Annotated in this window: 12 protein-coding genes; 10 read left to right on the top strand and 2 right to left on the bottom strand. The window is 53.2% G+C overall.

The features are described 5' to 3' along the window. The first annotated feature begins 28 nt into the window (after positions 1 to 28). From bolA to WM95_RS05555, 10 genes are all read left to right on the top strand, one after another. Positions 29 to 346 carry a transcriptional regulator BolA gene (bolA, locus tag WM95_RS05505; RefSeq protein ID WP_021241655.1) on the top strand — a complete coding sequence of 106 codons (318 nt, stop codon included), beginning with the start codon at positions 29 to 31 and terminating at the stop codon, positions 344 to 346. Positions 347 to 676: 330 nt separating this feature from the next. After that, on the top strand, positions 677 to 1975 hold the full coding sequence (tig, locus tag WM95_RS05515) for a trigger factor (protein WP_023310569.1): 1299 nt from the start codon (positions 677 to 679) through the stop codon (positions 1973 to 1975). A gap of 260 nt (positions 1976 to 2235) precedes the next feature. Next, positions 2236 to 2859: an ATP-dependent Clp endopeptidase proteolytic subunit ClpP gene (clpP, locus tag WM95_RS05520; protein ID WP_010428105.1), complete on the top strand. Its 624-nt coding sequence runs from the start codon at positions 2236 to 2238 to the stop codon at positions 2857 to 2859. 126 nt (positions 2860 to 2985) lie between these two features. Next, a complete protein-coding gene (gene clpX / locus WM95_RS05525) occupies positions 2986 to 4260 on the top strand; it encodes an ATP-dependent protease ATP-binding subunit ClpX (protein ID WP_023310570.1) in 1275 nt (424 codons plus the stop codon). 182 nt (positions 4261 to 4442) lie between these two features. After that, positions 4443 to 6797, top strand: a complete 2355-nt coding sequence (gene lon, locus WM95_RS05530) for an endopeptidase La (RefSeq protein WP_023310571.1) — start codon at positions 4443 to 4445, stop codon at positions 6795 to 6797. Positions 6798 to 7007: 210 nt separating this feature from the next. Further along, positions 7008 to 7280 (top strand): nucleoid-associated protein HU-beta, encoded by a 273-nt coding sequence (hupB, locus tag WM95_RS05535; RefSeq protein ID WP_002444653.1) that lies wholly within the window; start codon positions 7008 to 7010, stop codon positions 7278 to 7280. A gap of 212 nt (positions 7281 to 7492) precedes the next feature. Further along, positions 7493 to 9364 (top strand): peptidylprolyl isomerase, encoded by a 1872-nt coding sequence (ppiD, locus tag WM95_RS05540; RefSeq protein ID WP_063408738.1) that lies wholly within the window; start codon positions 7493 to 7495, stop codon positions 9362 to 9364. Positions 9365 to 9512: 148 nt separating this feature from the next. After that, entirely contained in the window at positions 9513 to 9893 is a 381-nt protein-coding gene (locus WM95_RS05545) for a helix-hairpin-helix domain-containing protein (RefSeq protein WP_063408737.1), read from the top strand. 99 nt (positions 9894 to 9992) lie between these two features. Then, entirely contained in the window at positions 9993 to 10391 is a 399-nt protein-coding gene (locus WM95_RS05550) for a YbgC/FadM family acyl-CoA thioesterase (RefSeq protein WP_023310574.1), read from the top strand. Positions 10392 to 10670: 279 nt separating this feature from the next. Next, complete coding sequence (locus tag WM95_RS05555; protein WP_045356422.1) at positions 10671 to 11000, top strand: addiction module antidote protein; 330 nt, start codon at positions 10671 to 10673, stop codon at positions 10998 to 11000. Positions 11001 to 11002: 2 nt separating this feature from the next. Here the strand turns inward: WM95_RS05555 and queC are convergent, their stop codons facing one another. Together queC and WM95_RS05565 are read right to left on the bottom strand one after the other, a co-directional pair. Then, positions 11003 to 11698, bottom strand: coding sequence for a 7-cyano-7-deazaguanine synthase QueC (gene queC, locus WM95_RS05560; RefSeq protein WP_023310577.1), 696 nt, complete (start codon positions 11696 to 11698; stop codon positions 11003 to 11005). Positions 11699 to 11764: 66 nt separating this feature from the next. Continuing rightward, complete coding sequence (locus WM95_RS05565; RefSeq protein ID WP_063408736.1) at positions 11765 to 13465, bottom strand: SgrR family transcriptional regulator; 1701 nt, start codon at positions 13463 to 13465, stop codon at positions 11765 to 11767. Positions 13466 to 13555 lie beyond the last annotated feature (90 nt).

Consider the following 13555-nt stretch of genomic DNA (forward strand, 5'->3'; position numbering starts at 1 on the left):
ATCCTGGCGTTGTCGGAGGAGTAATTTCATGATGATACGTGAGCATATAGAAGATAAATTAAGGGCAGCGTTCAACCCTGTGTTCCTCGAAGTCGTCGACGAAAGCTATCGTCATAACGTGCCGGCAGGTTCTGAAAGCCACTTTAAAGTGGTTCTGGTTAGCGATCGCTTCACGGGAGAACGTTTCCTGAATCGACACCGCTTGATCTACAGCACCTTGACGGAAGAACTCTCCACGACCGTGCATGCGCTGGCACTGCACACCTACACCATTAAGGAATGGGAAGGCCTGCAGGATACGGTTTTCGCATCGCCGCCCTGTCGCGGTGCAGGCACTATCGCCTGATAAATCGGATTTGCAACGGCTGGAGCTTTTCCAGTATGTTGCTTACAGATTTCCTCAAAACGGCCTCCGGGCCGTTTTGTTTTGTTTGAGTTTTGAGCGGATGGTGCGATTTTAAGGCTAAAAATAGCCTTAAAGTGTGAAAAAAGCCGCAGCAACATGCCCCAACCGTTCTCGACTCACCTAAGTGATGCCGCTATAATGCCGCGTCTTATTGAATGTCTTCGGGATGATTCTGGCGACAGGGAATGTGAATCTGCAGTAAGAGAGCATCCCGGTATAACAGACAGATTCAGAGTTGACCGAGCACTGTGATTTTTTTGAGGTAACAAGATGCAAGTTTCAGTTGAAACCACTCAAGGCCTTGGCCGCCGTGTAACGATTACTATCGCTGCTGACAGCATCGAAACTGCTGTGAAAAGCGAGCTGGTCAACGTAGCAAAAAAAGTACGTATTGACGGCTTCCGCAAGGGCAAAGTACCAATGAATGTTGTTGCTCAGCGTTATGGCGCTTCCGTGCGTCAGGATGTGCTGGGTGAACTGATGAGCCGTAACTTTATTGATGCGATCATCAAAGAAAAAATCAATCCGGCCGGCGCGCCGAACTACGTTCCAGGCGAATACAAACTGGGCGAAGACTTCACCTACTCCGTAGAGTTCGAAGTGTACCCGGAAGTTGAGCTGAAAGGTCTGGAATCTATCGAAGTTGAAAAACCAGTTGTTTCCGTGACTGACGAAGACGTTGACGGCATGCTGGATACCCTGCGCAAGCAGCAGGCGAACTGGAAAGAGAAAGAAGGCGCTGTTGACGCTGAAGACCGTGTCACCATCGACTTCACCGGTTCTGTAGACGGCGAAGAGTTCGAAGGCGGTAAAGCGTCTGACTTCGTACTGGCTATGGGCCAGGGTCGTATGATCCCAGGCTTTGAAGACGGTATCAAAGGCCACAAGGCTGGCGAAGAGTTCACTATCGACGTGACCTTCCCGGAAGAGTACCACGCTGAAAACCTGAAAGGGAAAGCAGCGAAGTTCGCTATCAACCTGAAGAAAGTTGAAGAGCGCGAACTGCCAGAACTGACTGAAGAATTCATCAAGCGTTTCGGCGTGGAAGATGGTTCCGTAGCGGGTCTGCGTACCGAAGTGCGTAAGAACATGGAACGCGAACTGAACGGCGCTGTACGTAACCGTGTGAAATCTCAGGCGATCGAAGGTCTGGTGAAAGCCAACGAAATCGACGTTCCTGCTGCCCTGATCGACAGCGAAATCGACGTTCTGCGCCGTCAGGCTGCACAGCGTTTCGGTGGCAACCAGCAGCAAGCGATGGAACTGCCACGCGAGCTGTTCGAAGAGCAAGCGAAACGCCGCGTTGTTGTTGGCCTGCTGCTGGGCGAAGTGATTCGTACCCACGAGCTGAAAGCTGACGAAGAGCGCGTGAAAGGCCTGATCGAAGAGATGGCTTCTGCATACGAAGATCCATCAGAAGTGATCGAGTTCTACGGTAAGAACAAAGAGCTGATGGACAACATGCGCAACGTTGCCCTGGAAGAGCAGGCTGTTGAAGCGGTACTGGCGAAAGCGAAAGTGACCGAAAAAGCGACCTCTTTCAACGAACTGATGAACCAGCAGGCGTAATTTCGCCCCAACGGTTTAAAGTTTGAACAGAAAACCCGTTGCCTTGCGGCAGCGGGTTTTTTTTATCGCAGCGATAGCCCAGGAAGAGTGCTAAAACGCCCTTTCGGTGTTAGCGTAACAACAAAAGGTTGTTATGCTTGAAATAGGGCACTGTGAACCCCATAAGTACGTAATCATGATGAATGAGACTGGCTGATAATCCGTCCGTAAGGTTACAATCAGTACAGCAGGTGTTTTCAATTTTGATCCAGGAGACGGAAATGTCATACAGTGGCGAACGAGATAACTTTGCACCCCATATGGCTCTGGTGCCAATGGTTATTGAACAGACCTCACGTGGTGAGCGTTCTTTTGATATCTATTCCCGTCTGCTCAAGGAACGCGTTATCTTTCTGACCGGCCAGGTGGAAGACCACATGGCTAACCTGATCGTGGCGCAGATGCTGTTTCTGGAAGCGGAAAACCCGGAAAAAGACATTTACCTGTACATTAACTCCCCGGGTGGCGTGATTACAGCAGGAATGTCCATTTATGACACCATGCAATTCATCAAGCCTGATGTAAGCACTATCTGTATGGGTCAGGCTGCATCTATGGGCGCGTTCCTGTTAACAGCAGGGGCGAAAGGTAAGCGTTTCTGCTTGCCAAATTCCCGCGTGATGATTCACCAGCCACTGGGCGGTTACCAGGGGCAGGCGACGGATATCGAAATCCACGCCCGTGAAATTCTGAAAGTAAAAGCGCGCATGAATGAACTTATGGCGCAGCATACGGGTCAACCACTCGAGCAGATCGAGCGCGATACCGAGCGCGATCGCTTCCTCTCTGCTCCAGAGGCAGTTGAGTACGGCTTAGTCGACTCCGTGTTGACCCATCGTAATTGATGCCCGCGACGCGAGTGTGCCGCTATACTAAGGTAGGGCGGCACGCTGCTGATTGCAGCTTGCGTCTTAGAATGGCATTTGCGTCGTCATGTGCGGCACAAAGAACTTAAAAAGAGGTTTGGACTCATGACAGATAAACGCAAAGATGGTTCGGGCAAACTGCTGTACTGCTCTTTTTGCGGCAAAAGCCAGCATGAAGTGCGTAAACTGATTGCCGGGCCGTCCGTGTATATCTGCGACGAATGTGTCGATTTATGTAACGACATCATTCGCGAAGAGATTAAAGAAGTCGCACCGCACCGTGAGCGCAGCGCGCTGCCAACGCCGCATGAAATTCGTCATCACCTTGACGACTACGTCATCGGACAGGAGCAGGCCAAGAAAGTGCTGGCGGTAGCGGTCTATAACCACTACAAACGTCTGCGTAACGGTGACACCAGCAATGGCGTAGAACTGGGTAAAAGTAACATTCTGCTGATCGGCCCAACCGGTTCCGGTAAAACGCTGCTGGCTGAAACCCTGGCGCGCCTGCTTGATGTTCCGTTCACGATGGCGGATGCCACCACCCTGACCGAGGCCGGTTATGTGGGTGAGGACGTCGAAAACATCATTCAGAAACTGCTGCAGAAGTGCGATTACGACGTGCAGAAAGCCCAGCGCGGGATTGTTTACATCGATGAGATCGACAAGATCTCCCGTAAATCAGACAACCCGTCCATTACCCGTGACGTATCGGGTGAAGGCGTACAGCAGGCACTGCTGAAGCTGATCGAAGGTACGGTTGCCGCCGTTCCGCCGCAGGGTGGTCGTAAACATCCGCAGCAGGAGTTCCTGCAGGTTGATACCTCCAAGATCCTGTTCATCTGTGGTGGCGCGTTTGCTGGTCTGGACAAAGTCATCTCCCACCGTGTTGAAACCGGCTCCGGCATTGGTTTTGGCGCTACGGTGAAATCGACATCCGAAAAACCAAACGAAGGCGAACTGCTGTCTCAGGTTGAACCGGAAGATCTGATCAAATTCGGTCTGATCCCTGAATTCATCGGCCGTCTGCCGGTAGTGGCAACGCTGAATGAGCTGAGTGAAGACGCGCTGATCCAGATCCTGAAAGAACCGAAAAATGCGCTGACCAAGCAGTATCAGGCGCTGTTCAATCTGGAAGGCGTTGACCTGGAATTCCGCGACGAAGCGCTGGATGCTATTGCCAAGAAAGCGATGGTCCGTAAAACCGGTGCTCGTGGTCTGCGTTCAATTGTTGAAGCAGCACTGCTCGACACCATGTACGATCTGCCGTCGATGGAAGATGTTGAGAAAGTGGTGATTGACGAGTCCGTTATTAGCGGTCAAACCAAGCCGCTGCTGATTTACGGCAAACCGGAAGCGCAGCAGGCATCTGGCGAATAATTCACCAAACCATACAAGCAGTTAATCAAAAAGGGGGGATTTTATCTCCCCTTTACTTTTTCCGTATTCATAGCGTTGAATGTGTGGGAAACATCCCCATATACTGGATACATGTTAATGGTTATGTGAAGCACAGTGACATGACCAGCTTACCTGGCGGACACTAACTAAGAGAGAGCTCTATGAATCCTGAGCGTTCTGAACGCATTGAAATCCCCGTATTGCCGTTGCGCGATGTGGTGGTTTATCCGCACATGGTCATACCCTTATTTGTAGGGCGGGAAAAATCTATCCGTTGCCTTGAAGCCGCCATGGATCATGATAAAAAAATCATGCTGGTGGCGCAGAAAGAAGCATCAACGGATGAGCCGGGTGTAAACGATCTTTTCACCGTCGGGACCGTGGCCTCTATTTTGCAGATGCTGAAGCTGCCTGACGGCACCGTGAAGGTGCTGGTAGAAGGCCTGCAGCGTGCGCGTATTACCACTCTGTCAGACGACGGCGAACACTTCTCTGCCAAGGCAGAGTACCTTGATTCGCCTGAGCTTGATGAGCGCGAGCAGGAAGTACTGGTTCGCACCGCGATTAGCCAGTTTGAAGGCTACATCAAGCTGAACAAGAAAATCCCACCAGAAGTGCTGACGTCGCTGAACAGCATCGACGATCCTGCGCGCCTGGCGGACACCATCGCTGCCCATATGCCGCTGAAGCTGGCTGACAAGCAGTCCGTGCTGGAAATGTCCGACGTTAACGAGCGTCTGGAATACCTGATGGCGATGATGGAGTCTGAAATCGATCTGCTGCAGGTTGAGAAGCGCATTCGCAACCGCGTGAAAAAGCAGATGGAGAAATCTCAGCGTGAGTACTATCTGAATGAGCAAATGAAGGCCATTCAGAAAGAACTGGGCGAGATGGACGACGCGCCGGACGAAAACGAAGCCCTGAAGCGTAAGATCGACGCGGCGAAGATGCCGAAAGAGGCGAAAGAGAAGGCCGAAGCAGAACTGCAGAAGCTGAAAATGATGTCTCCAATGTCGGCTGAAGCGACCGTTGTACGCGGCTACATTGAGTGGATGGTGCAGGTTCCGTGGAACGCCCGCAGCAAGGTCAAAAAAGACCTGCGTCAGGCGCAGGAAATCCTGGATACCGACCACTACGGCCTGGAACGCGTGAAAGACCGCATTCTTGAGTACCTCGCGGTACAAAGCCGTGTAAACAAAATCAAAGGTCCAATTCTGTGCCTGGTAGGACCGCCGGGGGTGGGTAAAACCTCTCTGGGTCAGTCCATCGCCAAAGCGACCGGACGTAAGTATATCCGTATGGCGCTGGGTGGCGTACGCGATGAAGCGGAAATCCGCGGTCACCGCCGTACCTACATCGGTTCTATGCCGGGTAAACTGATCCAGAAGATGGCGAAAGTGGGGGTTAAAAACCCGCTGTTCCTGCTCGATGAGATCGACAAGATGTCGTCGGACATGCGCGGTGACCCTGCGTCTGCACTGCTGGAAGTGCTTGATCCAGAACAGAACGTGGCGTTCAGCGATCACTACCTGGAAGTGGACTACGACCTGAGCGATGTGATGTTCGTGGCGACCTCCAACTCCATGAACATTCCGGCCCCGCTGCTGGACCGTATGGAAGTGATTCGTCTCTCCGGTTATACCGAAGATGAGAAGCTGAACATCGCTAAGCAGCACCTGCTGCCGAAACAGATTGAGCGTAACGCGCTGAAATCCAACGAGCTGACCGTCGAGGACAGCGCGATTATCGGCATTATTCGCTACTACACCCGTGAAGCGGGGGTGCGTAGCCTTGAGCGTGAAATCTCTAAACTGTGTCGTAAAGCGGTGAAACAGCTGCTGCTGGATAAGAGCCTGAAACACATTGTGATTAACGGCGACAATCTGCATGCCTATCTCGGCGTCCAGCGCTTCGACTACGGTCGCGCGGACAACGAAAACCGCGTTGGTCAGGTAACTGGCCTGGCATGGACGGAAGTGGGCGGCGATCTGCTGACCATCGAAACCGCCTGTGTACCGGGTAAAGGCAAACTGACCTACACCGGCTCGCTGGGTGAAGTGATGCAGGAATCCATCCAGGCGGCGCTGACCGTGGTGCGCGCGCGCGCGGAGAAACTGGGTATCAACGCGGATTTCTACGAAAAACGCGACATCCACGTGCACGTTCCGGAAGGGGCGACGCCGAAAGACGGTCCAAGCGCGGGTATTGCCATGTGTACCGCTCTGGTTTCCTGCCTGACAGGGAACCCGGTGCGTGCCGATGTGGCAATGACCGGTGAAATCACGCTGCGTGGTCAGGTTCTGCCGATTGGTGGTTTAAAAGAAAAACTGCTGGCGGCACACCGCGGTGGGATCAAAACCGTATTGATCCCTTACGAAAACAAACGCGATCTGGAAGAGATTCCGGACAACGTGATTGCCGACCTGCAGATCCATCCTGTGAAGCGAATTGAGGAAGTTCTCAGTCTCGCATTGCAGAATGAACCCTCCGGAATGCAGGTTGTAACCGCAAAATAGTGACCTCGCGCAAAGAGCGTCAATAAAAACAAGGCTGGTAAGTCATTTCGCACTTGCCAGCCTTTTTTTGTATAGCTAATTTAGATTGCTGATTAGGTCAGCCATCAACAACGGGTGTTGTAAGGTCATGGCAGGCCTGATATAACTGCTGCGCGGTCGCGTTGTGAAGGATTCAGGCGCGATATAAATTATAAAGAGAGGAAGAGAACAGTGAATAAATCTCAACTGATTGACAAAATTGCTGCGGGTGCTGATATTTCTAAAGCTGCAGCTGGACGTGCGTTAGATGCTTTAATTGCTTCTGTTACTGAATCTCTGCAGGCTGGGGACGACGTTGCACTGGTAGGTTTCGGTACTTTTGCTGTTAAAGAGCGTGCTGCCCGTACTGGCCGCAACCCTCAGACCGGTAAAGAGATCACCATTGCTGCTGCTAAAGTGCCGGGTTTCCGTGCAGGTAAAGCGCTGAAAGACGCAGTAAACTGATTGCTTTCCCGTTTCAGGGAAGCCGGAAAGTACAAGGGCGCATCATTTGATGTGCCTTTTTTGTTTGTCCAGACCTGATTTGTGCGAGTTTATGCGAGTTGTGGGCTGACAATCGCCCCGTTTTCTTGTCACAATACGCCTTCACGCGCGACGGGCAGGATTTTCCGTCAGCGTCAGGTAACCAGTCACCTACAGCGGAGTGTTGTTACACCATGATGGACAGCTTACGCACGGCTGCTAACAGTCTCGTGCTCAAGATTATTTTCGGTATCATTATCGTGTCGTTCATATTGACCGGCGTGAGCAGTTACCTTATTGGCGGTGGCGCAAACTACGCCGCAAAAGTGAATGGCCAGGAAATCAGCCGTGGTCAGTTCGAGAATGCTTTTGCCGGTGAACGTAACCGTATGCAGCAACAGCTGGGCGACCAATTCTCTGAACTGGCGGCGAACGAAGGGTACATGAAGACCCTGCGCCAACAGACACTGAACCGTCTTATCGACGAAGCGCTGCTTGATCAGTATGCCAAAAAACTGGGCCTTGGCATCAGCGATGAGCAGGTGAAAAAAGCCATCTTCTCCACGCAAGCCTTCCAGGCTAACGGTAAATTCGACAACGCGCGTTACAACAGCATCGTCAATCAGATGGGGATGACGGCCGACCAGTACGCTCAGGCGCTGCGTAACCAGCTGACCACCCAGCAGCTTATCAATGCCGTTGTGGGCACCGATTTCATGCTCAAAGGTGAAACGGACGAACTGGCCGCGCTGGTGGCGCAGCAGCGTGTTGTACGCGAAGCGACCATTGATGTGAACGCCCTGGCGGCGAAACAGCAGGTGAGCGATGCTGACGTTAACGCTTACTACGAGCAGAACAAGAACTCCTTTGTTTCTCCAGAGCAGTTCCGCGTGAGCTATATCAAGCTGGATGCGGCCGCGCTGCAGGAAACCGCGTCTGATGCTGAAATCCAGTCTTACTACGATCAGCATCAGGATCAGTTCACTCAGCCGCAGCGTAACCGCTACAGCGTGATTCAGACGAAAACTGAGGCCGATGCTAAAGCGGCGCTGGATGAGCTGAACAAAGGCGCTGATTTCGCGACCGTTGCTAAAGCGAAATCCACCGACATTATCTCTGCGAAAAACGGCGGTGATATGGGCTGGCTGGAAGAAGCGACCACCCCTGACGAGCTGAAAAATGCCGGTCTGAAAGAGAAAGGTCAGCTTTCAGGCGTTATTAAGTCTTCCGTTGGTTTCCTGGTCGTGCGTCTGGACGACATCACTGCGGCGAAAACCAAGCCGCTGGCTGACGTTCGCGATGATATCGCGGCGAAAGTGAAACAGGAAAAAGCGCTGGATGCCTATTACGCGCTGCAGCAGAAGGTGAGCGATGCTGCCAGCAACGACAACGAATCTCTGGCAGGAGCAGAGCAGGCGGCGGGTGTGAAGGCGGTTGAAACGGGCTGGTTTGGTCGTGACAACCTGCCGGAAGAGCTGAACTTCAAACCGGTTTCTGATGCTATCTTCAACGGTGGTCTGGTAGGTGAGAACGGCACGCCGGGCAGTAACTCTGACATCATTACCGTCGACGGCGATCGTGCGTTTGTGTTGCGCGTCAGCGAACACAAGCCGGAAGCGGTCAAACCGCTGGCGGAAGTGAAGGATCAGGTTATCGCTCAGGTTAAGCACAACAAAGCGGAACAGCAGGCGAAACTGGATGCTGAGAAGATTCTGTCCGATCTGAAAGCGGGTAAAGAAGACGCGCTGAAAGCGGCTGGCCTGAGCTTCGGTGAAGCGAAAACGCTGAGCCGTACCGGCCAGGACCCAATCAGCCAGGCCGCGTTTGGTCTCACGCTGCCTGCCAAGGACAAGCCAAGCTTCGGCACCACCACCGATGCACAGGGTAACGTCGTTCTGCTGGCGCTGGATGAAGTGAAAGCCGGTACCCTGCCAGAAGCGCAGAAGAAAGCGATGGTTCAGGGGATTACCCAGAACAATGCTCAGATTGCCTTCGAAGCCATGATGAGCAACCTGCGTAAAGAAGCCAAAATCAAGCTGGGTGATGTGATGACTCAGCAGCAGTAATTACGTGTCTGCTCGCAGATTTTCGTAACGCTCTGCAAAAACTAAAGGCCGCTTTCGCGGCCTTTTCCATTTCTGCAATCTGCTGTTTGTGCCGGTTTTAACTGGCGGCTATCGTGACGTGGCTGTCAACAAACAAGGAGATAACAGCATGAAATGTGGAATCAAAGCACTGTTAATTACGCTGGCTATTGCCACCACCGGGATGAGTGCGGGTGCGATGGCGTCGGCCCCCGCCGCCAAAACACAAGCTACCCAGAGCAAGTCCGACGCGGCAGCGCCGGTGCAAGGGCAAACCAAAGCGACAGACGCTGGTAAAAATGCGGATGATGACGGTACGCGGGTCAGTATCAATTCAGCCTCAGCGGAAGATCTCGCCCGCGCGATGAATGGCGTGGGCCTGAAAAAAGCGCAGGCCATCGTCAGCTACCGCGAAGAGTATGGTCCTTTCAAAACGGTCGACGATCTCAGGCAGGTGCCGGGCATGGGCAGCGCGCTGGTTGAGCGCAACCTCTCACACCTGACGTTGTAATTACGCAATTTCTTGCACTGCGGCAAAATTTTGCCAGGATAAAGAGGTCATACCAGTTATGACCTCTCTTCCTACAATAACAGTAAAGGCTATTGCGCTATGCAGACAAAAATCAAAGTACGCGGTTTTCATCTCGACGTTTATCAGCATGTGAACAATGCCCGCTATCTTGAGTTTCTTGAAGAAGCGCGCTGGGACGGGCTGGAAAATAGCGAAAGCTTTCAGTGGCTGACCGCGCACAACATCGCGTTTGTGGTCGTCAATATCAACATCAACTACCGCCGTCCGGCCGTGCTGGGTGACGTGCTCACGGTCACCAGCCAGGTGCAGCAGATCAATGGCAAAAGCGGGGTCTTAAGCCAGGTGGTGACGCTCGATCCAGAAGGGCAGATGGTCGCAGATGCGTTGATCACGTTCGTCTGTATCGATCTGAAAACGCAGAAAGCGCTGCCGCTGGAAGGGGAATTGCGGGAAAAACTGGAGTTGATGATCGCTTAGAAAGTTTGTCTTTTATAAAAGACAAAAGGATTTTTCAGGGATAGAATAATGGACAGGGACTATGTCGTTGAACGCTACCGAACCCGTGACGGAAAAGTACCGTTTGAGGAGTGGGTAACGAAGATGAAGCGAAAGGATCCGGAGTTAGCGTTTCGGATCCTTCTGCGGTACAACATCGGAAGATCCTGTTGTTGCTGATCGGCGGTGACAAAAAGAGTCAAAAGACTGATGTGAAACTGGCAATAGATTACTGGAAAGATCATCAAAAGGATAAACCGGATGAGCAAGACCCAACGAAAATTTTCTAGTTCCATCAGCCATGATGACGCCGTCGTAAAAATGCTTCGTGAAGACCCTTCCTGTGCCCAGCTATATCTGCAGGTTGCGTTGGATGAGATTTACGAAGAGCAGGGGATCCCTGCATATTTAATCGCGTTAAGACGTGTTATCGAATCCCGCGGCGGCATAGGTGAAATCGCTGCCAAAGCAGGTCTGTCCCGTCAGCAGCTATACCGAACCCTATCAGACAACGGAAACCCAACGCTGACAACGCTGATGAAAGTCACCCGTGCTGCCGGTGTGAAACTGTTCGACAGCACGGTCAAGTAGCCCTATTTAAGTCCGGTTTTTTTCTGCATCGCGGCCATCACGCCGGATTTATCGGCAAGATAGTGGTTCAGCCCGTTAGCGCGCAGATTACAGGCCGCACACTGGCCGCAACCGTCGCCTTTGATACCGTTATAGCAGGTGAGCGTTTCGCTGCGAACAAGGTCCAGCTTGCCCCAGTAGTCCGCCAGCGCCCAGGTTTCGGCTTTATCCAGCCACATGAGCGGAGTTTCAAAGCGCGTCTCTTTCGCCATCCCCAGATTAACGGCGTGGTTTAACGCTTTCACGAACTCATCACGGCAGTCCGGGTAGCCGGAGAAGTCGGTCTCGCACACGCCTGTGATCACCGCTTCGGCCTTTACCTGATAGGCGTAGATCGCCGTCAGGGTCAGGAAGAGGATATTACGGCCCGGCACGAAGGTATTCGGAATGCCGCTGGCATCGGGTTCATAGTCTGGCACAGGAATACTGTCGCGAGTGAGGCTGCTCACGGCCAGTTCATTTAACAGCGTAACGTCCAGCACCTTGTGCGCGCGTGCGCCCAGTTTCAGGGCTAGTTCACGAGCAACGTCGATTTCAGCGCGATGACGCTGACCATAATCGAAAGTGACACAGTGAACTTCATCGTACTGATGAAGGGCCTGGACCAGGCAGGTAGTAGAGTCTTGTCCTCCGCTGAACACGACGACGGCACGTTTCATAAATCATCTCGACTGTTACGGTAAAAACGTTATGTTACCGTCTGACCACGACGGCGACCAGCTTCTTCACGATTTGGGAGCGGGCAGCCAGGCTTCGGTAAAGTCAAACCAGCCGCGGGTGTTGAGGCGTATACCATTCACGCCAGGCGGAGCACTGATTTGGTATTGATAATTAAAGAGTGGCGTCAGCACCGCACTCTCCATTAGCCGGTTGAAGATGGCTTGCAGCCCCGCGTGTCTATCCCGAGCCTCGGCCTGTGTCTGTACCGCATCCAGCGTGGCTTGCAGATGAGCGTAAGCCGGAGCGCTAAGAACGTGCGGCCAGAGGGCATCGCAGCGCAGCCACTGTTCAAGCGTATATTCCGGCGCTTCGCCAATCAGCCTGTCCCCCATCATAATGTCTGCATCGGCAAGCTCCAGGCATCCGTCCCACGTCTTGGCGTCGTGAAAGATGACGGTCAGTTCACACCCCTGCAGCGCCAGGTATGCCTTCAACTGGCTGGCCATGGTGTGAAGCTCAACAGGGAGATGGTAAACCAGCGTCAACGCTTCAGGGAGGGTTACGTCCGATAAATCAGGCCAATCGGGGATGGTCCACCCGGGAAGCAGTTCCTGAGTGGGCGTGATAAGCCCTTCGTTTAGCGGAAGTGTGTGAAGAAGCCTGGAGAGATGAATGATATTGATAAGCCGCTTTGCCTGAATCTCACTCAGGCGGGCGCTCTGTTTTAGCGTGAGGTAGCAGAACCCCAGGCTGGTGCTGCTGCTTACCAGCCGCAGACTTTCCAGCTCGTCGGCCTCGCCGATCGCGATTTGCACCGGGTGACGACAGCTGGTGCCCAGGCTGTAATCAAAAAGCTGGGGAGTGATCCAGTATTCGATGGCTTTGAGCAGCGGATGGCTCAGGTGATACTGCTCATGGCTTTCCAGACGAACCAGGTCGGGCTCAAAAGCGGCCAGCCGAAAGGGGCCACTGCCAACCGCAGGATGGTCGGGATGCGCCAGACGGCTACAGTAGGTTGCCAGCCTGTGCGGCAGCCAGTAGTCCGGTTGATGCAGCGTAAACGTCAGACACTGAGGATGCGTTGTTTCAATACATAAGACGCTCTGAAACAGAGTGCGCAGGGCAGGAAGCGTCAACAGCGCTGTCAGACTTCGCTGGAGTTGTGCCGTTTCTATTTTATCGCCGTTATGCCAGTGCAGGGTGGAGCGAATGTAGAAATGCCAACGCAGGCCGTCAGCAGAGACATCCCAGTGATGCGCCATATCGCCCGCGGGTTCACTGCTGTTACCGTTAAAACGCGTCAGGCCTGAAAACACCTGTCCCGCCAGATGCTGCTCTGCCCGGCCCGGTAAAAAACCCGGCTGAAGCGGCTCCAGAGAGCGATAGTAGGGGATGCGCAGCGTCGGCGTGTCGTTTTGCCACTGCCCGCCCAAAAAAGGATGAAGTAATGACCGCAGCGCTTCAGGGGCAAGCTGGGCCAGTTCCAGCGCGTTATGCTGCTGCCCGCTTTTCAGCGCCTCCTCCATCATTGCATTGCGCAGTGACTCCGGGGCGACATGGAACGTTAGCTCACCGCGCTTACCGCGGCCAGACTGCGCTCGCCAGCTGAGCCAGCCCGCCTCCTGGGCCTGGCGCAGCAGGGTTCGGACATGCCGCTCGCTACAAAAACAGCGGGCGGCCAGCTCGCTGATGGTGACCTGTTGCGTTGCACCCTGAGAAGGCTGCCAGAGGCGGTGATACTGGTTGAGTCGATTGAGCTGGCGCATAAAAAACCCGGAACAATAATTTTCATCTATTCACTATTACTTCCGTATATCTCACACGATACTGTTGCACAAGTTAACCGCATCACATTT

The sequence above is a fragment of the Enterobacter cloacae complex sp. ECNIH7 genome, from assembly GCF_002208095.1.
Classification (GTDB): Bacteria; Pseudomonadota; Gammaproteobacteria; order Enterobacterales; family Enterobacteriaceae; genus Enterobacter; species Enterobacter cloacae_M.